This window comes from Nonomuraea aurantiaca (assembly GCF_020215705.1).
GTDB lineage: Bacteria > Actinomycetota > Actinomycetes > Streptosporangiales > Streptosporangiaceae > Nonomuraea > Nonomuraea aurantiaca.
On sequence record NZ_JAIWNB010000001.1, the window covers coordinates 264,437 to 287,067 of the forward strand.

The following is a 22,631-nucleotide window of genomic DNA, read 5'->3' on the forward strand; positions in this document are numbered from 1 at the left end:
CTCTCCTAGAGGGGATCGTGTCACGGGAGCGATTTATAACAAGCCCCGTCAACCTGTGTGATGCCGCCCGGCTGTCCGTGGGCCGGGCGGCCCGCACGCTAGAACAGCGGCGCTTCGTCGCCCGACGGGGCGGATTCGGCCGGTTCGGCCGGGCCCGCTCCCAGAGCGCCGCCGACGGCGCCGATGGTGTTGGTGAGGCGGACGCCCGAGCCGTCGCGGCGCCCGATCTCGTCCGGCAGCGGCACCGGCTTGCCCACCGAGGACACCGCCTTGGCCGGCGCGGGCCCCGCCCAGGCCAGCAGCAGCACGTCCTCGCCCTTGAGGAAGCGCTGGGCCCGGACTCCGCCGGTGGCCCGCCCCTTGGCGGGGAACTCCGCGTAGTCCGACACCTTGCCGCCCCCGACCTGGGTGCCGGGCAGGGCGGTGGACGAGCCCGCCACCGTCACCACCTGGGACGGACGCGACGGATCGACCACGCCGAACCAGATCACCCGGGCCGTCCCGTCGAGCCGGATGCCCGCCATGCCGCCCGCCGGACGTCCCTGCGGGCGTACCTGCGAGGCCGGGAAGCGCAGCAGCTGCGCGTCGGAGGAGACGAAGACCAGGTCGTGCGCCTCGGATTCGAGCTCCACGGCGCCCACCACGCTGTCGCCCTCCTTGAGGGTGATCACCTCGAAGTCGTCGCGGTTGGCCGGGTAGTCGGGCACCACCCGCTTGACCACGCCCTGCGCGGTGCCGACGGCCAGGCCGGGACCGTCGGGGTCGAGTGAGCCGAGCCCGACGACCGTCTCGTCCGGTTCGAGCGCGACGAACTCGGAGACGGGATGGCCGCCCGACAGCGACGGCGGGTTGGCGGAGGGCGGCAGTGTGGGCAGATCGACCACCGCGACGCGGATCAACCGGCCCGCCGACGTCACCACGCCGACCTCGCCTCTGGCGGAGGTGCGGACCACGGAGACCAGCACGTCGTGCGCGGCTCGCTCGTCTCCGCCCGACAGCGGCGAGGCGTCGGATGTGCGGGCCAGCAGCCCGGTGGACGAGAGCATCGCCAGGCACGGGTCGTCGGCCACCTGGAGGTCCACCGCCGCCGCGCGGGCCACGCCCGAGGCCTCCAGCAGGACGGTACGGCGCGGCGTGCCGTATTTCTTGGCCACGTCGGCCAGCTCGCCCGAGACCACCTGGCGCAGGCGGGCGTCCGACGACAGGATCCCGGTCAGCTCGGAGATCTCGTCGGAGAGCGTCTGCTTCTCGCGGTCGAGCTCCAGCTTGTCGAAGCGGGTCAGGCGGCGCAGCGGTGTGTCGAGGATGTAGGCGGCCTGGATGTCGCTCAGGTCGAAGACCTCCATCAACCGCGCGCGCGCCTGCGCCGAGTCGTCGGAGGTGCGGATGACCTGGATGACCTCGTCGATGTTGAGCAGCGCGATGATGAGGCCGTCGACCAGGTGCAGGCGCTCCTCGCGCTTGCGGCGGCGGAACTCCGAGCGGCGGCGCACGACCTCGAGCCGGTGCTCCACGTAGACGCGCAGCAGCTCACGCAGGCCCAGCGTGCGCGGCTCGCCGTCGACGAGTGCCACGTTGTTGATGCCGAAGGTCTCCTCCATCGGCGTCAGCCGGTAGAGCTCCTCCAGCACGGCCTCGGGGATGAAGCCGTTCTTGATCTCGATGACCAGGTGCAGGCCCTTGTGCCGGTCGGTGAGGTCCTTGAGGTCGGCGATGCCCTGCAGCTTCTTGCTGGTGACCAGCTCTTTGATCTTGGCGACGACGCGCTCGGGGCCGACGTTGTAGGGCAGCTCGGTGACGACGAGGCCCTTGCGGCGCGGCGTGATCTGGTCGACCCTGCACTTGGCCCGCATGCGGAAGGTGCCGCGGCCGCTCTCGTAGGCGTCGCGGATGCCCTGCAAACCGATGATCGAGGCGCCCGTAGGCAGGTCGGGGCCGGGCACGAAGCGCATGAGCTCGTCGAGCCCCGCGTCGGGTTTCTTGATCAGGTGCCGGGCGGCGGCCACGATCTCGGTGAGGTTGTGCGGCGCCATGTTGGTGGCCATGCCGACCGCGATGCCGGTCGTGCCGTTGACCAGCAGGTTGGGGAACGCCGACGGCATGACCGTGGGCTCGGTCTCCTGCCCGTCGTAGTTGGGCTTGAAGTCGACGGTGTCCTCGTCGAGCGACTCGACCATCAGCATGGCCGCCGGGGCCAGCCTGGCCTCGGTGTAACGCATGGCGGCCGGCGAGTCGTCGGGGGAGCCGAAGTTGCCGTGGCCGTCGGCCAGGGGCAGGCGCATCGAGAACGGCTGCGCCAGCCGGACGAGGGCGTCGTAGATCGCGCCGTCGCCGTGCGGGTGGAGCTTGCCCATCACGTCGCCGACCACCCGCGAGCACTTGACGTGGCCGCGTTCGGGACGCAGGCCCATCTCGCTCATCGAATAGAGGATGCGCCGCTGCACGGGCTTGAGACCGTCGCGCGCGTCGGGCAGCGCACGCTGATAGATCACCGAGTAGGCGTACTCGAGATAGCTTGCGCGCATTTCCGAGGAGACGTCGATGTCGACGATCCGCTCCTCGAAGTCCTCGGGTGGGGGTGCAGTCGTACGTCGGGCCATGTCGAACATTGTGCCGAAGAAAGTCGAGTGCCCGCGACGCATCGGCCGCGCCGGTCCGGAAGAGTGTGCTTGACCAAGCAATTGCTTGGGGCTTACGTTCGGAAATAAGCGGCAGACTCGCTTCCGGAGGCGTCATGATCGAATTCCATCCCGTGACCAAGCACATCGGCGCCGAGGTGACAGGCGTGGACCTGCGCAAGCCGCTGTCCCAGGAACAGGTGGAGACCCTGCGGGCCGGCTGGCTGAAGTACCTCGTGCTGTTCTTCCGGGACGCGGAAATCGACGACGAGCAGCACCTGCAGTTCGCCCTGAACTTCGGCACGCTCAACCACCCGGCCTTCAAGAAGGACAGCGCCAGCCCGATCCACGTACTCGACCAGACCGACCCCAAGGGGGAGGGCGGCGACGAGTGGCACAGCGACAACACCTTCGAGCCGACGCCGCCGATGGGGTCGCTGCTGCGCTGCGTCCAGCTGCCGAGCGTGGGCGGCGACACCTGCTGGGCCAACACCTACCTGGCCTACGAGACGCTCTCCCCGCCGCTGCAGCGGCTCTGCGACGAGCTCACGGCGGTGCACGACATCACGATGTCGATGAAGAAGGCCATCTCGAAGGGGCATCCGTTCGACCTGGCGGAGGTCCAGGCGAAGTGGCCACCGCTCGAACGCCCCGTGGTACGGGTACACCCCGAGACCGGCCGCAAGGCACTGTTCGTGAACCGGGCGTCCACGACCCGGCTGGTGGGGCTGTCCGACCGGGAGAACGAGGCGCTGCTGCCGCTGCTGATCGACCACATACGGTCGCCGGAGTATCAGCTGCGGCTCCGCTGGCGCCCGGGCACACTGGCGTTCTGGGACAACCGCCCGACGCAGCACTACGCGGTGGCCGACTACACGGAGCGCCGCCGCATGCACCGCGTGACTATCAACGCCTTCCCAGAACACCAATAAACCGTCGTCTTTCGTTACGACAAGCCGCCCCACCGGCCGAGCCGCTGGGGAACCACCGGCTGAACCGCTGGCCGCCACCGGCCAAGAATGCGCACGTAACGGCGCCCGGCCCTGTGCGGGTTCAGCGGGCGTTTTCCTGGAGGCCCTCAGCCGTGTGCGGCGGGTGGCGGTGGGTGTGGCTTGCCGTAACGGATGGAAGGGGTTTGAGGGGTTGTCTGGACCGTAACAATGCGCCAAACGTCGGTGGGAGCTGGTAACAAGGACCTCATGATTGACGCCCCAGACGCCGAGACGCTGCGTGAAGAGGCCGAGGCCCGGTTGCGGGCGCTCGCCGGTGAGCACGCCCGGCTGCGTGATGACCAGTGGGCCGCCATCGAGGCGCTGGTCATCGACCGGCGGCGGTGCCTCGTCGTCCAGCGCACCGGCTGGGGCAAGTCGGCCGTCTACTTCGTGGCCACCGCCCTGCTGCGCGAGCTCGGCGACGGGCCCACCGTCATCGTCTCGCCGCTGCTCGCCCTCATGCGCAACCAGATCGCCGCCGCCGAGCGGGCCGGGATCCGGGCCGTCACCATCAACTCGGCCAATCCCGAGGCGTGGGAGGAGATCTACGGGCAGGTGGCCGACGGGGAGATCGACGTGCTGCTCGTCAGCCCCGAGCGGCTCAACAACCCCGATTTCCGCGACAACGTGCTGCCCGAGCTGGCCGAGAGCGCGGGCCTGGTCGTGGTCGACGAGGCGCACTGCATCTCCGACTGGGGGCACGACTTCCGGCCCGACTACCGCCGGCTCGCCACGCTTTTCAACGAGCTGCCGCCGGGCATCCCGGTGCTCGCCACCACCGCAACGGCCAACGCGCGGGTCACGCGCGACGTGGCCGAGCAGATGGGCGAGGGCACGCTGGTCCTGCGGGGCCCGCTGGAGCGGGAGAGCCTGCACCTGAGCGTCGTGCGGCTGCCGACCGCCGAGCAGCGGCTGGCGTGGCTGTCCCAGGCGTTGCGCGAGCTGCCCGGCTCCGGGATCGTCTACACGCTGACCGTGGCCGCGGCCCACGAGATCGCCGGATACCTGCGCGACCAGGGATACGAGGTGGCCTCCTACTCCGGGCAGACCGATCCCGCCGAGCGGCTGGCCGCCGAGGAGGCGCTGCTCAACAACAAGATCAAGGCGCTGGTGGCGACGAGCGCGCTCGGGATGGGCTTCGACAAGCCCGATCTCGGGTTCGTCGTCCACGTGGGGGCGCCGCAGTCGCCCGTCGCCTACTACCAGCAGGTCGGCCGGGCCGGGCGCGGTGTCGAACGCGCCGAGGTGATCCTGCTGCCCGGCACCGAAGACCGCGATATCTGGGCCTATTTCGCCTCGCTGGCGTTCCCGCCCGAGCCGGTGGTGCGGGCCACGCTCCAGGCGCTCGAAGAGCGGGGCGTGCTCTCCACCCCCGCGCTGGAGACGGCCGTCGACCTCAGCCGGGGGCGGCTGGAGATGATGCTCAAGGTTCTCGACGTCGACGGCGCCGTACGCAGGGTCAAGGGCGGCTGGGAGGCGACCGGCGAGCCGTGGGACTACGACGCCGAGCGCTACGCCCGCATCGCCGGTGAGCGCAAGGCCGAGCAGGAGGCCATGCTCGGCTACCTGACCACGACCGAGTGCCGCGAACGCTACCTGCGCGGCCACCTCGACGACGAGACGGCCGGCCCGTGCGGCAGGTGCGACAACTGCACCGGCGAGCACCGCTCGCCGGAGATCGCCGAGCAGGCCGTGGCGGGCGCCCGCGAGCGGCTGACCAGGCCCGGCGTCGAGATCGACGCGCGCAGGCAGTGGCCCACCGGCCTGGCCGACCTGTCCGGCCGGATCAAGCCGGAGCTCGGCGCCGAGCCGGGCCGGGCGCTCGGGCGGCTCACCGACATCGGCTGGGGCAACCGGCTGCGGGAGATGTTCAACGGCGCCGACGGGCCGATGGCCGATGACATGTTCAAGGCCGTGATCCAGGTCCTGTCCGCGTGGGACTGGCGGGAGCGGCCCGTCGCCGTGGTCAACGTGCCGTCCACGTCGCGGCCCCTGCTCGTACGCGGCTTCGCCGAGCGGCTCGCGCAGGTCGGGCGGCTGACCTACCTGGGCGAGCTCGGTTACCGCGACGGCTCGCCGGGCAAGCAGTTCAACAGCGCCAAGCGGGTCCAGGCGGTCCGGGCGACGCTGGCCATGCCGAAGGAGGTCGGCGCCGCCATCGCCGCGTGCGGCGGTCCCGTCCTGCTGATCGACGACCGCATCGACACCGGCTGGACGATGACGCTCGCCGCCGCGCTGGTCCGCCACGCGGGCGCCCCCGCCGTGCTGCCGCTGGCCCTGGCGACGGTTAGCTGACGCCCATCGTCGCCAGGTCATAGCCGCCGTAGACCGGGCTGACGTGCACGTTGGTCGCCTTCAGGCCGCGTACGAGCAGGGTCCGCTCCCAGGAGAGCGGCACCAGCACGGCCTCGTCGGCGATCTTCTGCTCGACCTCGCTCCACCGCCGGGCGCGCGTGGTGGCGTCGAGCTCGCGCTTGGCCGTGTCGATGAGGGCGTCGAGCGCGGGCAGACGGACGTTCACGTTGATCGAGTGGCCCTTCTCCAGGATCTCCCTGCTGTCGGCCAGCGGGGTGACGAACGACTCCACGTCCGGCCAGTCGGGCGCCCACGCCCTGGCGATCAGGCCGACGCCCGCCTTCTTGAGGTATTCGGGATTGCCCCCGTACTTCGCGTGGAAGTCCGCGATCGGGTAGCCCCGCAGCTGCACCTTGATGCCGACCTTGGCCAGTGACGCCTGCACGGCCTGCGCCGCGGCGGACTCCCCGAACGTGTCACGGTAGATGTAGGTGGTGCTGAACCCGGTGCGCTTGCCGCAGGCGGCCAGCGACTCCTTGGCGGCGTCCGCGTCGCCGGACGCGGTGAGGCCCGGCAGGGGCGCGTGCCTGCCGGGGATCAACGGCGGCACGAGCGAGGCCGGTATCTGGCCGCCCTGGTTCAGCCCGCCGACGAAGGCACGGTTGATCGTCGCCAGGTCCAGGGCGCGGATCACCGCGCGGCGGCAGTCGACATGGTCGAACGGCGGGACCTGCGGATCGATCGCCAGATAGCGGATCTGGGAGCCGACGGGGGCGTCGGCGCGGGCCTTGTACGCGGGCTTGTCGTAGATCTTGGGAGAGTCCAAGGTCGCGATCGGCGAGCCGACCTCCGCCTGGCCGATCAGCAGTTTGGCATTCGCGTCGGCCGCGGCCAGCTCGAATTGGAGCTCATACCGGTCCGGGAGGGCTTTGCGGTTCGGGTCGGTCGCGGGGTCCCAGTTCGGGTTGCGGACCAGGACTATCTTGGTGTCCGTCGCGCTCTCGAACTTGTACGGCCCCGACGAGACCACCGCGTACCGATACTTGGCGACGGTGTCCTTGGCCTTGGGCACGGGGACGGTCTCGGGCAGCTGGGCGAGGTTGTCGAAGGCGGCGTACGGCTGCTTGAGGTGGAACACGATCGTGCGGTCGTCCGGTGTCTGGATGGCCGAGTCCGTGTTCGCGTCGGGCGACTTGTACGGCCCCTGGTAACCGGCGGGCAGGTCGAGCATGGTGTCGAAATAGGTGGGGCCGTTGCCGAAGGTGGCGTCGTCCATGCTCCGCAGTACCGCGTACTTCACGTCCGCCGCGGTGACCGGCGCGCCGTCCTGGAACTTCACCCCGTCGCGCAGCCGGTAGGTCCACGTCTTCCCGCCGTCGCTCGCCTGCCCCAGGGACTCGGCCAGGTCGGGAACGAGCTGGGTGCCGGCCTGACCGGGGACGGGCTTGAACATCGTCAGTGACCGGCCGTAGAGGCGGATGGCGTTCATGGCGTCGGGGTAGTAGGTGTTGCCCGGATCGCTGGAGTCCAGGCTGTACGCGGAGGCCAGACGGAGCGTGCCGCCGGTCTTGGTGGACGGGTTCGCGACGGCCGCGACCGCCGCGTCGAAGCCGGTGGGCGCCGTCGTGGCCGGGGTCGTCGGCCCGCCGGTCGGGCCCGTCCCAGGGAGGTTGCGGATGACGATCCACGCCACGAGGCCCACCATGAGCGCCGTGGCCACCGCCCCCACCGACACCAGCACACCGCGCCGCCGCACGCCGGGCGCGGTCACGGGCGTGACACCGCCGGGATCTGCGGGTCGCGGGTACGGCCCGGGCACCTGAGGCCCGGACTCCCAGCGAGGCCCGGCAGGCACCTGCGGCCCGGACTGCCTGTGGGGCCCGGCCGGGGATGCCGCCTGTGGGTAGGCCGATGCCGATGCCGGTGGGGGCGGCGGCGGAGGAGCACTCGTCCGGATGAGCTCTCCCAGCACCTGCTCCGCCGTGGGCCGCCGCCGGGGATCCTTGCCCAGAGCCGTCCAGAGCAGCGGCCCGAGCGGCTCCGGCACTCCCGACAGGTCCGGATCCATGCTCAGGATCCGGTGCATCACCACAGGAAGCGCCCCGAACCCGAACGCGCTGTGCCCCGTGGCCGCGTACACCATCGTCCCGGCCCACGCGAACACGTCGCTGGCCGGTGACGGCTCGCCGTGGAACTGCTCCGGCGCCATGTACGCGGGCGTGCCCACCACGCTGGTCGTCAGGCTCTGGCTCACGTCGAGCGCCCGCGCGATGCCGAAGTCGATCACCCTGGGCCCGTCGGGCGCGAGCAGCACGTTGCTCGGCTTGAAGTCGCGGTGCATCACCCCGGCCCGGTGGATCGCGGCCAGCGCGGTGGCGGTCGCGATGGCCAGCCGTACCAGCGCCTGACCCCGCAGCGGGCCTTCCCCGGACACCTGGCGCTGAAGGGACGGGCCGTCCACGTACTCGCCGACGATGTACGGCTGGTCGTTGACGGCGCCCACCTCGAGCACCCGCGCCGTACAGAACTCCGCGACCCGCCGGGCGGCCTCAGCCTCGCGCCGGAAACGTCGTACGGCCTGCTCGTCGTCGGCGAACCTGGCGTGCAGCAGCTTGATCGCCACCCGCTCGCCGCTCGGGGAGGTCCCCAGATAGACGCTGCCCTGACCGCCCTCGCCGAGGAACCCGGTGACCTGATAAGAGCCAACCGACACGGGGTCGCCTGGCCGTAACGGACGCACGCCCAGCATCCGGCTCCCTATCGTCCTTTATCGGGGATCGTCCCTTATCGGGGCTTCTTACGATAAGGATTCTTACGATAAAGGGCACCGGAAAGATCGCACTAGAGGCGCGGGCGCGCTCCCAGATGAACGATCGCCTTGGCAGCCAGGCGGCAGCCGTCCGCCAGCGCCTCGGCCGGCGGCTTGCCCTCCAGCCACGGCGGCAGGAACCCGGCGCAGAACGCGTCGCCCGCCCCCGTGCCGTCGACGATCCGCTCGACCGGATCGGCGTTGACCCTGATCGGCTCCGATCGGCTGTTGCCGAACCAGAGCGCGCCGTCGACGTTCATCTTGATCACGACCTGCGGGAACCAGGCGGTGAGCACCTTGGCCGCGGCCTCGGGATCGTCGCGGCCGGTGAGCACCTTCGCCTGGTCGACGTTGGCGAACAGCAGCTTGACCCCGTTGGTCCACTCCAGGAACGGCTCGGCGCCCGTACGCTCCAACGGCGCGGACGACGAGCAGTCGACCGAGATGGACATCCCGGACCGGCGAGCCATGTCGAGCGCGGCCAGCCCCGCGTCGCGGGACCCCTCGTTGATCAGGGTGTAGCCGGACAGATGCAGATGACCGCCGCCGAACAGGTCGCGCGGCAGATCCTCCGGCGAGAGCGCCGCGTTGGCGCCCGGGTCGGAGAGCATGGTCCGCTCACCCTTGTGCGTGACGAGCACCACGCAGGTGCCGGTCGGCCGCTCAGGATCCATGACAAGCCGGGCATCGACCCCGTAACCCATCAGCTCCATGTCACGGTTACGACCGGTGATGTCGGCGCCCCGGCGGCCGATGAAGGCCACCTCCGCACCCTCGACGGCCAGCCAGGAAGCGATGTTCGCCCCTGATCCACCGCCGTGCATCGTCACGATCGCCGGAGTGTCGCTCGCCCTGGCGAGTGCATAACGGGCGCGCGCGACCGCGTCGGTCATGAGATCGCCCACCACGACGACCCGCGTCATGATGCCACCACCTTGCTGCCTTCAGAACGAGCCTGGCCACGGCAAAACTAACAGCTTCCGGCCTGCCCGTGGGGCGGACCCCGGACACAGGGGGGCAGTCGATGCACAAGCGTTGCCCAATAGGCCCTGCCGGGCGTGGCATTCGGGACGCGGGTCTACGCTCGGGACTGTGGAGGCTCCGTACCCGGCCCACTGGGAGGCCGACGTCGTCCTGGCGGACGGCGGCACCGCCCATGTGCGTCCCATCAAGCCCGCCGACGCCGACAGACTGCGCGCCTTCTACTCCCGTCTCTCCGACGAATCCATCTATTTCCGCTTCTTCGGCCCCAGGCCGCGGCTCTCCGACAAGGAGGTCGCCTGGTTCACCACCGTCGACTACGTCGACAGAGTCGCGCTGATCGCCACCATCGGCACCGAGATGGTGGCCGTGATCCGCTACGACAGGACGGGGCCGGGCGAGGGCGAGGTGGCCTTCCTCGTCGAGGACGCCCACCAGGGCAGGGGAGTGGCCTCGGTGCTGCTGGAGCACCTGGCCGCCACGGCCCGCGAGCGCGGCATCCAGCGCTTCGTCGCCGACGTGCTGCCGGCCAACATGAAGATGATGGGCGTCCTGCGCCAGGCCGGATACACGGCCGAGAGCTCCTTCGCCGACGGTGTCGTCCGCATGACGCTCGACCTCACCCCCACGCAGACCTCGGCCGAGGTGACGACCGCCCGCGAACACCGCGCCGAGGCCAGATCCATCGCCCGCCTGCTCGCGCCCGGCTCGGTGGCGGTCATCGGCGCCTCGCGCGAGCCGGGCGGAGTGGGTCACACCGTCTTGCGCAACCTGCTCGCCGCCGACTTCAGCGGCCCCGTCTATCCGGTTCACCGCGAGGTACGCGCCATGGCGGGCGTACGCGCCTATCCGAGCGTGGGCGCCATCGACGACCAGGTGGACCTGGCCGTGGTGGCCGTGCCCGCCTCCGGCGTCATCGAGGTGGTCAAGGAATGCGCGGAGAAGGGCGTGCACGGGCTGGTCGTGGTCTCCTCCGGGTTCGGCGAGACGGGGGCCGAGGGCCGTGAGCGGCAGGATGAGCTGGCCCGCATCGCCCGCGCGTACGGCCTGCGCGTGGTCGGCCCCAACTGCCTCGGCATCGCCAACACCGACCCGGCCGTCAAGCTCAACGCCACACTCGCCGCGACCGTGCCGGGCCGGGGCCGGGTCGGCTTCTTCAGCCAGTCGGGCGCGCTCGGTACCGCGCTGCTCCAGCGGGTGGCGCAGCGGGGGATGGGCATCTCGTCGTTCGTCTCGGCGGGCAACCGGGCCGACGTGTCGGGCAACGACCTGCTCCAATACTGGGAGGAGGACGCCTCGACCGAGGTGATCCTGCTCTACCTGGAGTCACTGGGCAATCCGCGCAAGTTCACCCGCCTGGCCAGGCGCCTGGCACGCAGCAAGCCGATCGTGGTCGTCAAGAGCGGCGGCACACCCGCCGGTCACTCCGCGGAGGCGCTCGGGCTGCCCGATTCGGCGATCAGCTCGCTGTTCTCGCAGGCGGGGCTGATCCGGGTGGACGACCTCATCCAGCTGTTCGACGTGGGCCAGCTCCTGGCCTATCAGCCGCTGCCCGCCGGCCCCCGGGTCGGGCTGGTCACCAACTCCGACGCCCTGGGCCTGCTCGCCGCCGACGCCTGCGTCGCCGCGGGCCTGGAGCCGCTGCCCCCGGTCAACCTGGGGGCGGGCGCCGGGGCCGCCGCATTCGGTACGGCCCTCGCGGACCGGCTCGACTCGCCGTCCGTGGACGCGGTGGTGGTGATCTACATGCCGCCGATCCCCGGTGAGGACTCGGCGGTCGCGGCCGAGCTGCTGCGGGTGTCGAAGGACTCGGCCAAGCCGGTGCTCGCCACCTTCCAGGGGCATCTCGGCATGCATCCCGACCTGCTGGTGGGCTCGGTGCCCTCGCGGGGGTCCATCCCCTCGTACGCGGCGCCGGAGGAGGCGGTCAGGGCACTGGCGCACGTGGTCCGCTACGCGAGATGGCGCGCCCGGCCGTCCCTACCGCCCCCCGAACTCCCGGACATCGACCCCCACCGCGCCCGCACCCTGATCCACCACGCCCTCCACCAGCCCGCCAACGCCAACGCCACCGCCAACGCCAACGCCAACGCCACCGCCAACGCCACCGCCAACGCCAACGCCAACGCCACCGCCAACGCCAACGCCACCGCCGACGCGGCGTCCGCGCCCGCGTCCGCGTCCGCGCCTGCTTCCGTACCCCCGTCCTCCGTATCCGCGTCTTCAGTGTCCGCGTCGTCTGCTTCCACGCGGAGCTTCTTCGCCGAGCCCGGACCGCCGATCGAGGCCGACGCGGCCGACGTGGCCGAGCTGCTCGCCTGCTACGGGCTGAGCGTCTGGCCGGCCGAGGTGGTGCGATCCCCGGACGAGGCGGTGGTGGCCGCCGAACGGCTGGGCTGGCCGGTGGTGCTCAAGGTGGCCGGCGCCGAGGCCGCCCGCCGGGCCGGGACCGTACGCCTCGGGCTCGCGGGACCGGACAGCGTGCGGCATGCCCACGCCGAGTTCGTCGCCCAGTTCGGCGAGGACGTGGAGCTGGCGGTCCAGCGGATGGCGCCGCAGCCCGCCGTACCGACCGTGGTGAGCGTCACCGAGAACCCGGCGTTCGGCCCCGTCGTCTCGTTCGGGCTGGGCGAGGTCACGGCGCGGCTCCTCCTCGACCAGGGCTTCCGGCTCGCGCCACTCACGGGCGAGGACGCCGCCGGACTGGTCCGTTCGGTCCGCGGGGCCCCATTGCTGTTCGGCGAGTACGGCTACCCGCCCGTGGCGGTCGACGCCCTGGAGGACCTCCTGGTCAGGGTGGGCCGCCTGGCCAACGACCTGCCGGAGGTGGCCCGTCTGGACCTCGACCAGGTGCTGGTGGGCAGGGAGGGTGTCATCATCCTCGGCGCCCGCGCCACGATCCGCACCCCACCCGGTCCCCGCCCGGACGGCGGCCCCCGCAGGCTGGCCTGATCGCCTCGGGCCGCCGCCCTCGGGGATTTCCGAGGGCGGCCAAGGGTTCGGTCAGCCGTGCACGATCGCGACGTTGTCGATCCAGTTCCACGCCGTGCCCGCGTTGTCCAGGACGAGGTTCAGCGCGTCGATGGAGTGTTCGGTCGCGTCCGCGGGGTCGGCGACCTTGAACGTCGTGGGATAGAAGGAGCCGTCGGCGTAAAAGCCGCCGTATCCGTGAATGACAAGGTAGTGCCGCAAGAGAGAGGCCTGGTTGTTCCACGGCAACGCGCCGGGTTTCACGATGATCATCACTGGGTTGCCGCGAGACAGGGAGGTGACGATCCGGTCGAAGACGACCCTGCGGGTCTGGTCGATGCTGACGTCCAGCCCTTCGAACGAGTACTGCCAGTCAGAGGCCGACAGGTATTGGTTGATGACGCCGGGGATCCGTCCCGGCCAGGTGATGCCGTAGATCGCCTCGTCGGTGCCCAGCTTGTCGGCCAGTTCGGCCTGTGGAGGAGCCGAGTGGCCCATCGTGGCGAGCGTCATCTGCACGGCGGCGGGCCCGCACCAGTTCGCCTTCTCCTGTTGCTTGAGTGAGAGTCGCATGTCCAGGGCCCGGACGGTCGGCCGCCAGGTTCCGGCGATGCCGAAGGTGGCATCGGCGACGGCGTAGGGACGTCTGAGATCGGTGAACGCGGTGTAGCACGCCCGGCTGGCGTTCGTGGTCATCGTCGGGCACGAATCGGAGATGGTCGGGCCGCCTCCGCCGAACTTCAGCGTCAGATTGACCTGGAAGTTGGTGTAGGCGCCCGGATTGATGAAGGCCATCGCGCGTACCTGCGTACGGGGGGCGTTGAACTCCAGGCACACCTGGTAGGCGGTCCCGTTGTACGACTGGGTGTCGTTGCACGTTCTGTTGGCCGCGGACGGATACTCATGCCAGATGCCGGCCTGGGCGGGAAGGGCGGGCACGGCGACCACCGCGAGTGCCACGCCTGCCAGCAGCGAGAGCAACGCCGAAAGCAGTCTTTTCACAGGCTCAAGTCCTTCTCTGGGACGTGGTGCGGGAGGAGATCGGTTACGGCGCGGTCACCGAGAGCCTGTGCAGCCGTTCGTTGATCTTGTAGTAGAGGTTGCCGAACCTGTCGGCCGTCAGCCCCTCCATCCCCGAGGCGGTCAGCAGCACGGTCATGGCCTTGGTCGACTTGTCGATCCGGAAGATCTGGTCGCCGGAGGTGCCGTACACACCGCCCGGATCCTTGTCCACGGTCAGCAGGACTCCGTCGCGCCAGGCCAGGCTGGGTTTGGCGGTGTAGTCGGGGTCGGCGAACAGCCTTTTCACGGCGATCGCGTCGGGGTTGGCGGGGTCGAGCGTGAACAGCGACCCACCGGCCAGGCCCCAGAGCCCGCCGTCCACCTCAGTGAGGGCCGTGACGGCCTTGGGCCCGGTCAGCGGCAGCGGGTGGGTGCGCACTGCGCCGGTCGCGGGATCGTAGGAGAACAGGGTGGCCGAGGCTCCCGGCGTGTAGACGGGATCGACGCCCAGCGCCCCGCGTGTGGAGGTGCCGCCGAACACCTTGCCGCCCGCGTAGGCCAGCGAGACGACGGCCTGGTCCCGCACCACGCACACGGTCCGGCCCGCCGTGCCCTCCTTCCAGATGGTGAGCGCGCCGCTGCGCTTGCCGTACTTGGGCACCGTGCCCATGTACACCGTGCCGTCGGGGCCGCCGGCCAGCGCGTACGGGCGGTCCTGCGGCGGCGGCCCGTTACCCGGCTCGCAGTCGTCGGCCTTGTCGCCCACCGCGCCGCCGGTGTACCTGAGCGTGGGCGGCCACAGCCCGTCCGGGTCGTAGCTGTAGAGCTTGGCCGAGGGATAGGCGCCGATGTAGAGCCGCCCGTCGTGAGCCAGCAGGCTGTCGGTCTGGCTGAGTCCGGTACGGGGGGTCGTGTCCGGGTTACCGTCGTCGGCGTCGCCGCGCAGCGGGTCGTAGACGCCGGTGCCACCCGTCAGGTAACCGCCGGTGTAGATCTTCCCGTCGGGACCGGCGCCGAGCGCGTTGATCGCGGCGGGCAGGACCGGGGTGCCGCCGACGACCCGGCTGCTCCACTGACCGGTCGCGGGCGTGTACTTGAAGATCCTGGTGCCGTCGCCGGCCGCGCCGAGACCGATGAGCGTGCCGTCCGCCCAGGTGTAGCCGGTGACGTCCAGGCCGGGCTGTACGGTCGTGGCCTGCACGGTCTTGGCGGCCAGATCATAGGACTGCAGCAGGCCGTCCTTGACGAGCCAGACCTTGCCGTCGGCGGCCGGTGAGTGGTGCAGGTCCACATCGGTGATCGTGGCGTCGGTGACGGCCTTGTAGGAGCCGTCGGCGTTCTTGATGATCTGCAGGACGAGCAGCGTACGGTCGATCCAGGCGAACAGCCTGCCTCCTGTCCAGGTGAGGCCGCCGACCATGGAGTTGTGCGCGTAGGCGGCGGGCAGGAGGCTGTCGGTCCGCCCGGTGACGTTGTCGTACCTGACCACCGCGGCGTTCGTCCCCGTGCCCAGATAGGTGGCGTTGGCGACCGGGTCGTGGGCGAGGCTGCGCACGTACTGCGCACCGGCCACGATGGGCACGCTGCCGATCGTGGTGAAGGCGCCGTTGTCGTACTTGAAGTAGCGGCCGTCGTTGTAGGTGCCGCCGTACACCTTCCCGCCCGCTCCCGGCTCCAGGTCCCAGATGAAGGAGTAACCGCCCTCCGCCCTGCCGAGGTCGGTCACCGTCGTCTGGCCGGGGACGTGCCGGTAGAGCTTGGAGTTGGGGTACGTGCCGAGGTAGACGCTGCCATCGGTGGCCGTGGTCGTCGCCCAGCCGCCGACCGTGGGCGTGGCGGCGCTGTCCGGGATGGTGATCTTCTTGGTCACCTTCTCGGTGGCCAGGTCGATCTCCGCGAGTTGCGGGTTGGCGTCCGCGGTGCCGGTGTAGATCGCGTACGCGTCGCCTCCGGCGAAGGTGGTGGCGTTGGGCACGCTGCTCTCGATCTGCACGCCGAGATCGGTCGTGTCCTTGGTGATCAGCACCTCGTCCCAGTAGGCGGTGCCCACATTGGCGACGCCGGAGTAGATGAGCGCCGAGACCGTGGCCGTGCCGGCGGGTGCGACGCCGGAGGCCGTGACGTCGTTCCACCGCTTGCCCGTGACCGAGGCGTTCGCGCTGCCGAGGAGCTGGCCCGAGGTTCCCCTGAAGCGCAGGTACAGCTCGGCGCTGCCGCTGTCGGCCCAGACCTGGGCATAGGCGGTGTAGTGCGTACCGGCGGTGGCGGCCAGGCCCGGCTGGCTCTCCCTGCCGTAAGCGTTGCCCGGCTCGGCGTCGGCGACGCGCGCCGTGCTGCGGCCGTCCCAGGTCACGGCCGTGACGCCGCCCGGGCTGTGCGATCCGCTCCACCCCGTCAGTCCGTCGTCGAAACCGCCGTTGACGATCCGCAGGTCGGCGGCCTGCGCCGGCGCGAGCGGGACGGTGAGCAGCGCCGCCAGCAACGCCGCCGACAGCGTCGCCGCCGGCAGGCGCCTCATAACGCCCCCTTCGCGGTGAGCCGGCGCCCGTCGAGTCTGGGGGTGGTCAGGTCGTCGGCTTCAGGCGGGGGTGGAAAGCGCGGGATGAACCCGGCCAGGGTTACCAGAGGGGATCGCGTCATGTCCGTACCTCCAGCGAGCGTATTTGATTCTGCTCGATTTCGGCCCTGACCGTAACTTTTGGCGCACTGATCGTCAATAGGATGCAGCGGCTTCCGCGAAGGAGGGTGGCTCGGTGGGAAAAATTTGGGCCTTGACCGTAACTAGGCTCTTCTGAGAGCTTGTGATCGTTTCACTGATCGCGAACTTGGGGGTTCCAGGCGTCCGTCCGGACGGTGGTTCTCGGAGGGTCGCCCCAAACCTCATTTCTATGAAATTTCACCATTCGCCACTCCAGTGGTCGGCACGGTGGCAGTGATGAGGCGCAATGGCACGTCCGGTAATTGCCCATGGCCGTACACGTAGATAACGGGATAAAAGACGTTATAGAGCGTTATGTCTGGTGGGTGAGTGCACTGCCCGGTCCTGGCAGGATGGACCCATGAGGGAAACCCGAGTCTCAGCCGCGGGCCTGCGTGAAGCGATCGAGCGCAGCGGCTACTACCCCGACCTCGTCACCGATGCGGTCGAATCCGCGCTGGGCAAGGAGGCTGTGACCGCATTCGTGGTCCATCATGAGGCCACCTTCGATCCCGCGATGGAAGTGCGCAGGCACGTCACCGTCCTGGTGCTGTCGACGACGAGGCTGCTGGTCTGCCACACCGACGAGCATCCGGCGGTGGAAGGCGTCTCGACCTCTCACGCCTCCACGACGACGGAGGCCGTACGCCTGAGCCGCGTCCAGTCGGTCGCGGTCACCCGCGTTGTCCCCGACCCCGCCTCCTACGTGCCCGGCGTCCCTCCCACGGAGGTCACGCTCACGATCGGCTGGGGCGCCATCTCCCACGTCGACCTCGAGCCGGCCACCTGCGGCGACGAGAACTGCGAGGCCGACCACGGCTACACGGGCGCCATCACCGCGGACGACCTCTCGCTCCGGGTGAGCGAGGCGGCCGACGGCCCCGACGCGGTCAACCACGTCCTCGCCTTCTCCAAATCCCTCTCCGAAGCCACCGCCCGCGCCACGACCTGACCGGCCACCCCCGGCGCCCACCCTCTCGGCGTCACCAGGGCAAGACGCATGACAACGCGCACTCCGGTCCATGGGGCCACGCCCAGGAGGGAACCTCGGCGACGGCGCACGGCGCTCTCGGGCGGGGTCGCTGAACTGCGCCCAGCCGACAACACCCCGGCGGCACCGTCCGGTTCACGGCGGCCGTGCGCCTGCGCTGGCGCCTGCCCCGGCTGCCTTACGACATGCACGGCATCCACGGCATCCTCAGCTTCCATGGCACCCACGGCTCCCATGGTGCTCACGGCATTCACGATGCCCATGCGGCCGCGCTTGGGCGCGCCGCTTCGGCCGGAGATTCCCCCCGAACGGCCCGCACCATATGTATGGAGCCCAGCCGATCAAGCGAAGAAGACGGCCAAGAATACGCACGTAACGTCCCCCAGCCACGTGCGGGCTCAGCGGCCGTTTTCCTGGAGGCCCCCGGCCATGTGCGGCGGGTGGCGCTCACTTGGCGGTGCCGTACAACAAGATCGGCTTTTGGGGTTTGCCCGTGGCCTCGACCTGGTGGCGCCGGACAACAAGATCGGGCTCGGGGCGATCATATGATCGAGTGTCAGACGAACGGAATGGAGCGTCATGGGCGGATACGCGCCACTGATTCCCAGCTACGGCACCGCGTCGCTGGCCGAGCTGCCCGGGGCGTTGCTCGCGGCGCTGGGCATGGCCGAGCCGAACCCCCTCCAGCTCGCCCCCGCCGACCGCGTCTGCCTGTTCCTCGTCGACGGTCTCGGCGACGAGCTGCTCCAAGCGCACGCCGACCGGGCGCCCTTCCTCGCCGCCGCCACCCGGACCACGCTCACCGCCGGGTTCCCCGCCACCACCGTCACCAGCCTGTGCTCGCTGGGCACCGGTGTGTCGCCGGGTGAGCACGGCATGCTGGGGCTGATGCTGGCCGTCCCGGGCGCCGGGCACCTGTTCAACTGCCTGCGGTGGACGCTGCCCGGCGGTGCCTTCATGGAGCCGAGCCGATGGCAGCCCGCCGAGACCGTCTTCCAGCGCGCCGCCGCCGCGGGGATCACGCCGAGTTATGTGGCGCCGGCCCAGTTCGAGGGGAGCGGCCTGACCGCGGCCGTCTACCGCGGCGTGCGCTACCTGGCCGCCGACAGCGTCGACGAGCGCGTGGCCAGGGTACGCACGGCGATGGCCGAGCCGAGGGCCCACGTCACCGTCTACTACGGCGACCTCGACGCGATGGGCCACATGACCGGCTGGGGCAGCGAGGAGTGGCTCGACCAGCTGGAAATCGTCGACCGGATGGCCGAACGCATGGCGGCGGACCTGCCCCCCGGCTCCGCCCTCTACATCACCGCCGACCACGGCATGGTCAACGCGACCGAGAAGCTCGACGCCGAGGCCGACCCCACGCTGAGCCGGGGCGTGGCGATGCTCGGCGGGGAGGCGCGGGCCAGGCATGTGTACGCCGAACCGGGCGCCGCCTCCGAGGTGCTCGACGCCTGGCGTGAGACCCTGGCGGGCAGGGCATGGGTGGTGTCGAGGCAGGAGGCGGTCGAGTCCGGCTGGTTCGGGCCGCGCGTGCGGTCCGAATGGCTGGGGCGCATCGGCGACGTCGTGGCCGTCCCGTACACCGACCTGGCCCTCACCGCGCCGAGCGCGCATCCGATCGAGGCGCTGTTCACCGGCTACCACGGTTCGATGACGACGGCCGAACAGCACGTACCACTCTTGGAGGTAAGCAGTCGATGAGGTCATCCATGGCAACCGGGGTGAACGTCCGATGAGCCCGTTGATCACGCCCGAGGAGCTCGCCGCGCTGGACGGCGTGACCCTGCTCGACGTGCGGTGGCGGCTCGGCGGTCCGCCCGGGATCGACATGTATCGCGAGGGGCACCTGCCGGGCGCCGTCTTCTGCGCCCTCGACGCCGACCTCGCCGCGCCGCCCGGAACGGCCGGGCGGCATCCGCTGCCGGAGCCGGACGACTTCGAGAGCGCGATGCGGCGGCTGGGGGTCTCCGGCGAACGGCCGGTGGTGGTCTACGACGACACGGGGTCGATGGCGGCCGCGCGGGCCTGGTGGACGCTGCGTTACTTCGGTCACCCGGACGTCCGGGTGCTGGACGGCGGCCTGTCCGCCTGGGCCGACGCGGGCCTGCCGGTCGTCAAGGAGACGCCCGAGGTGCGGCCCGGTGACTTCGTCGCCAGGCCGGGCGGGATGCCGCTGCTGAGCGCGGCCGAGGCCGGGGCGCTCGCGACGTCGGGCGTGCTGTTGGACGCGCGGGCGGGTGAGCGCTATCGGGGCGAGGTGGAGCCCATCGACCCCGTCGCCGGGCACGTGCCGGGCGCCGTCAGCGCGCCGACCACGGAGAACATCGGCCCCGACGGCCGGTTCCGTCCCGCGGCCGACCTGCGCGAGCGGTTCGCCGCCCTCGGGGTGGGCGAGGGGGTGCCGGCCGGCGCCTACTGCGGCTCCGGCGTCACCGCCGCGCATGAACTGCTGGCCATGGAGGTGGCGGGCCTGCCCGCGGCGCTCTACGTGGGCTCGTGGTCGGAGTGGGTCGCCGACCCCGCCCGTCCGATCGCCACCGGCTGAGCCCCCGTCGCCACGGGCTGAGCCCCCGTCGCCACGGGCTGAGCCCCCGTCGCCACGGGCTGAGCCCCCGCCGCCACCGGCTCAGCCCCCGTCGTCATCGGCTGAGCCGCCGCCCGTCCCCTGGCGCCCTGTGCCTCCGCCCGGCCTCTGGTGAACGGCCGGTCTCCCGCGCCGAAGCACACGAAGCCGAGCGCTCCCGTCTTGGCCGAGGCCGACGCCAGGGCCGAGGCGGGAGCCCGGCCGTCGGCGAGGAGCTCATGGAAGGCCGACATCACGGCCAACGCCTCCTCGTCGCGCACCGGCACCATCCCCGCGACGACACAGGAGGTGCCCCTGGCCAGGAACGCTCCGGCCAAGCCGAGCGGCGCGCCGTCCGTGGGCGTGTGCGCCATCCCCGAGTCGCACGCCGACAGCACCACGAGCGGGGCCGTCCGGGACAACCCGAGCAGGTCGTACGCCATGAGCTGCCCGTCGTCGAGCGTGATGCCCGACAGCAGCGGGCTACGCGCGTGGAACACCCCGTGCGCCGCCAGGTGCAGCACGTCGGCGCTGGTCAGCGCCGCCAGCACGGCCCCGGAGCGGGCGGGCACCTGGCCTCCCCCGGGATGGCAGGCGAGCACCTTCTCGACCTCCGCGCGCGCGTGCGCCAGCCCCGGCCCGGCTGCGGCGATCATCATGGGCCGTTCGGCGGGTACGGCGACGCGCCGCCCGGCCGCCAGCCACGCGGCCGCGCTCGCGGCCACGGACACCGGACGATCACGCAGGCACGGCAGCGCCCCCCACGGCACCGTGTGCAGCGGGCCGGCTGGCACCAGGACCAGCGGCCGGTCGCCGAGCTCGGGGTGCAGCGGCCGGAGCAGCAGGCGTTCGAGCTCCGCCGCGGCCGGCTCGACCCGGGCCTCGGCGGCGGCGCTGTCGCCGAGCACGGCCCGGCGCAGTGCGTAGCGCAGGCGGACGAGCGCCTCGCGAATCGGTCGCGGATCGCCCAGCCGCCGCAGCGTGAGCCGTTCGCCGGTGATCAGCACGGCCAGCAGCGCGGAGCCTTCGGCGACGAACTCGACCAGCGCCGCCCCGCCCAGCCCGGCCCGCACGGCGTCGGGATCGGCCAGCCCGCAGGCGTGCGCGGGAGCGGCGACCGCTCGCCAGCGTTCGGCCCAATCGAACACCTCCTGGGCGCTCCCGTCACGCACCGCCATCGTCAGCCCGAACGCCGCCAGCCGCTCACCCGCCCGCGCCGCGTGGGCCCGCAGCGAAGGGTCCTCGAAGGAGTCCATGCTGCCGCCCATCTCGCTCAGCCCGTCGTGGACCGCGCGGAAGGCCTGGGTGACGTCCTCCTGCAGCGCCGCCTCCAGCGCGAGGGCGTGCTGACGTACCAGCACCGGGATCTGTGACACCTGTTCGAGGTGCTTGGCCTGCAACTCCGAGGCCAGCGACGTGAGACGGGTCCCGGCGGGAACCCAGCGCTCGCCGCGCTGCGCGTGCAGGGTGAGGCGGGCCAGCTGCGCCGACGCCGTCGGGTGGTCGTCGAGCGCCAGCGCCGCCTCCGCCGCCACCAGGCGCAGCGCGGCGGCGCCCGCGAGGTAGGCGGGACCGTTCTCGAGGTCGTCGGCGCACGCGATCAGCTGGTCGAGCAGGTCAGGGGAGGGGCCCTCCAGCGTCAGGCGGGCCCGCAGCACTACCTCCGTGGCCAGCGGCAGCCATGAGAGGCGATCCTGCTCGGCCAGCTCGACCGCCGCCTGCTCGGCCACGGCCAGCGCGCGGCGCGCGTCGCCGGTGAGCAGCTCCACCTGGGCCAGCTTCAGCCGCGCCTCGGCCAGCGCCACCAGCGCGGCGGACGACTCCAGATCGGGTACGGCCAGGCTGAGCAGCGCCCTGGCCTCGCCGGGGAGGTGCGCGGCCAGCAGCGCCCCGGCGAAGTCGGCCCGCATCGTGGCCAGCCGCTCGGGGAAGCCGAACAGGGTGTTCTCGGCCGCCCGGTAGTGGGCGAAGGCTCCGGTGATGTCGCCCTGGCGGACGGCGAGGAAGGGCAGGTTGGCGGCGGCCAGGCGGGCCAGGTGGTCGAGCCCGGCGTGACGGGAGATCTCCAGGCAGGCGGTGATGTCGCGGGTCGCGGCGTCCCAGTCACCCCGGTAGGCGTGGACGAGGCCCCGGTTGAGCAGGCCGCCGGCCAGGAACCGGCGGTCGTCGATGGTGCCCGGCGCGGCCACGAGCGCCTGGAGCGCGCGGTCGCACGAGGCGATGGCCTCCTGGTAGCGGCCCAGGTGGGCGAGCGCGACGGCGCGCTGGGTGTCGAGCTTGGCCCGGTCGAGCGGGGAGAGGTAGGCCCAGGCCAGGGCGGCGATCCTGAGCGCCTGCAGCGGGTGGCCGCGTTCGGTGCGTACCGTGACCAGGGACAGCCGGGCCTGGGCCAGGCGCTGTCGGGTGATGCCGGGGGTGTCGATGGCCTGCCGGAGGTGGTCTTCGGCGGCTTCGAGATCGCTGAGCTCGCGGGCGGCCAGGGCCATCGCTCTGAGGGCGACCACCGCGGCTTCGGCGCAGTTTGCTGCCCGGGCGGCGGCCAGGACGGTGCGGCCGGCGTGCAGCGCCTGCTGGGGATCGACCACCGAACGCAGCACCGCCGTCTCTGCCGCCACCACCAGCGGCCCGGTGGTGTCGGGGGCGGAACGGTCGTCCGACGTTGCGATCATGGCGCCTTGGGCTTCTTGGAGGAGGGGTTGGGAGCCA

The 22,631-nt window shown here is 71.3% G+C and carries 13 protein-coding genes; 6 read left to right on the forward strand and 7 right to left on the reverse strand.

All coding sequences use genetic code 11. The features are described 5' to 3' along the window. Positions 1 to 98: 98 nt before the first annotated feature. Positions 99 to 2,600: a DNA gyrase/topoisomerase IV subunit A gene (locus LDL49_RS01265; protein WP_372470277.1), complete on the reverse strand. Its 2,502-nt coding sequence runs from the start codon at positions 2,598 to 2,600 to the stop codon at positions 99 to 101. Between the two features lie 134 nt (positions 2,601 to 2,734). On the opposite strand from LDL49_RS01265, the gene LDL49_RS01270 reads away from it, so the two are divergent. Together LDL49_RS01270 and LDL49_RS01275 are read left to right on the forward strand one after the other, a co-directional pair. Beyond that, entirely contained in the window at positions 2,735 to 3,550 is an 816-nt protein-coding gene (locus tag LDL49_RS01270; RefSeq protein ID WP_225288983.1) for a TauD/TfdA dioxygenase family protein, read from the forward strand. Between the two features lie 267 nt (positions 3,551 to 3,817). Further along, the gene (locus LDL49_RS01275) at positions 3,818 to 5,905 is read left to right on the forward strand and encodes a RecQ family ATP-dependent DNA helicase (protein ID WP_225288984.1); all 2,088 of its coding nucleotides are present in this window, start codon (positions 3,818 to 3,820) and stop codon (positions 5,903 to 5,905) included. Here the strand turns inward: LDL49_RS01275 and LDL49_RS01280 are convergent. Continuing rightward, entirely contained in the window at positions 5,898 to 8,618 is a 2,721-nt protein-coding gene (locus LDL49_RS01280) for an ABC transporter substrate-binding protein (protein ID WP_225288985.1), read from the reverse strand. The genes LDL49_RS01275 and LDL49_RS01280 overlap by 8 nt on opposite strands. Positions 8,619 to 8,746: 128 nt before the next feature. Beyond that, the gene (locus LDL49_RS01285) at positions 8,747 to 9,637 is read right to left on the reverse strand and encodes a carbohydrate kinase family protein (protein WP_225288986.1); all 891 of its coding nucleotides are present in this window, start codon (positions 9,635 to 9,637) and stop codon (positions 8,747 to 8,749) included. 169 nt (positions 9,638 to 9,806) lie between these two features. Here LDL49_RS01285 and LDL49_RS01290 point away from each other — a divergent pair, with 169 nt between their 5' ends. Beyond that, positions 9,807 to 12,647: a bifunctional acetate--CoA ligase family protein/GNAT family N-acetyltransferase gene (locus LDL49_RS01290; RefSeq protein ID WP_225288987.1), complete on the forward strand. Its 2,841-nt coding sequence runs from the start codon at positions 9,807 to 9,809 to the stop codon at positions 12,645 to 12,647. Between the two features lie 51 nt (positions 12,648 to 12,698). Here LDL49_RS01290 and LDL49_RS01295 read toward each other — a convergent pair whose 3' ends face one another. From LDL49_RS01295 to LDL49_RS56540, 3 genes are read right to left on the reverse strand one after another with little or no spacing between them, the layout of a single operon-like run. After that, a complete protein-coding gene (locus tag LDL49_RS01295; protein WP_225288988.1) occupies positions 12,699 to 13,667 on the reverse strand; it encodes a C39 family peptidase in 969 nt (322 codons plus the stop codon). 43 nt (positions 13,668 to 13,710) lie between these two features. Next, positions 13,711 to 16,185, reverse strand: coding sequence for a ligand-binding sensor domain-containing protein (locus tag LDL49_RS01300; RefSeq protein ID WP_225288989.1), 2,475 nt, complete (start codon positions 16,183 to 16,185; stop codon positions 13,711 to 13,713). Beyond that, positions 16,182 to 16,307 (reverse strand): hypothetical protein, encoded by a 126-nt coding sequence (locus tag LDL49_RS56540; protein ID WP_263654449.1) that lies wholly within the window; start codon positions 16,305 to 16,307, stop codon positions 16,182 to 16,184. The genes LDL49_RS01300 and LDL49_RS56540 overlap by 4 nt, the downstream gene beginning before the upstream one ends. A gap of 419 nt (positions 16,308 to 16,726) precedes the next feature. Here LDL49_RS56540 and LDL49_RS01305 point away from each other — a divergent pair, with 419 nt between their 5' ends. The 3 genes from LDL49_RS01305 (at position 16,727) to LDL49_RS01315 (ending at position 19,907) form a co-directional block, all read left to right on the forward strand. After that, the gene (locus LDL49_RS01305; RefSeq protein ID WP_225288990.1) at positions 16,727 to 17,317 is read left to right on the forward strand and encodes a DUF5998 family protein; all 591 of its coding nucleotides are present in this window, start codon (positions 16,727 to 16,729) and stop codon (positions 17,315 to 17,317) included. Positions 17,318 to 17,935: 618 nt separating this feature from the next. After that, the gene (locus tag LDL49_RS01310) at positions 17,936 to 19,063 is read left to right on the forward strand and encodes an alkaline phosphatase family protein (protein ID WP_225288991.1); all 1,128 of its coding nucleotides are present in this window, start codon (positions 17,936 to 17,938) and stop codon (positions 19,061 to 19,063) included. A gap of 31 nt (positions 19,064 to 19,094) precedes the next feature. Then, positions 19,095 to 19,907 carry a sulfurtransferase gene (locus tag LDL49_RS01315; RefSeq protein WP_225288992.1) on the forward strand — a complete coding sequence of 271 codons (813 nt, stop codon included), beginning with the start codon at positions 19,095 to 19,097 and terminating at the stop codon, positions 19,905 to 19,907. Here LDL49_RS01315 and LDL49_RS01320 read toward each other — a convergent pair. Then, entirely contained in the window at positions 19,847 to 22,594 is a 2,748-nt protein-coding gene (locus tag LDL49_RS01320) for a CHAT domain-containing protein (protein ID WP_225288993.1), read from the reverse strand. The two genes, LDL49_RS01315 and LDL49_RS01320, sit on opposite strands and share 61 nt — an antisense overlap. Between the last annotated feature and the right edge of the window lie 37 nt (positions 22,595 to 22,631).

Excerpts from the sequence above, each read along its gene's own strand:
- LDL49_RS01265 (WP_372470277.1), bottom strand. The coding sequence starts at position 2,600 with ATGGCCCGACGTACGACTGCACCCCCACCCGAGGACTTCGAGGAGCGG.
- LDL49_RS01270 (WP_225288983.1), top strand. The coding sequence starts at position 2,735 with ATGATCGAATTCCATCCCGTGACCAAGCACATCGGCGCCGAGGTGACA.
- LDL49_RS01275 (WP_225288984.1), top strand. The coding sequence starts at position 3,818 with ATGATTGACGCCCCAGACGCCGAGACGCTGCGTGAAGAGGCCGAGGCC.
- LDL49_RS01285 (WP_225288986.1), bottom strand. The coding sequence starts at position 9,637 with ATGACGCGGGTCGTCGTGGTGGGCGATCTCATGACCGACGCGGTCGCG.
- LDL49_RS01300 (WP_225288989.1), bottom strand. The coding sequence starts at position 16,185 with ATGAGGCGCCTGCCGGCGGCGACGCTGTCGGCGGCGTTGCTGGCGGCG.
- LDL49_RS56540 (WP_263654449.1), bottom strand. The coding sequence starts at position 16,307 with ATGACGCGATCCCCTCTGGTAACCCTGGCCGGGTTCATCCCGCGCTTT.
- LDL49_RS01305 (WP_225288990.1), top strand. The coding sequence starts at position 16,727 with ATGAGGGAAACCCGAGTCTCAGCCGCGGGCCTGCGTGAAGCGATCGAG.
- LDL49_RS01310 (WP_225288991.1), top strand. The coding sequence starts at position 17,936 with ATGGGCGGATACGCGCCACTGATTCCCAGCTACGGCACCGCGTCGCTG.
- LDL49_RS01315 (WP_225288992.1), top strand. The coding sequence starts at position 19,095 with ATGAGCCCGTTGATCACGCCCGAGGAGCTCGCCGCGCTGGACGGCGTG.
- LDL49_RS01320 (WP_225288993.1), bottom strand. The coding sequence starts at position 22,594 with ATGATCGCAACGTCGGACGACCGTTCCGCCCCCGACACCACCGGGCCG.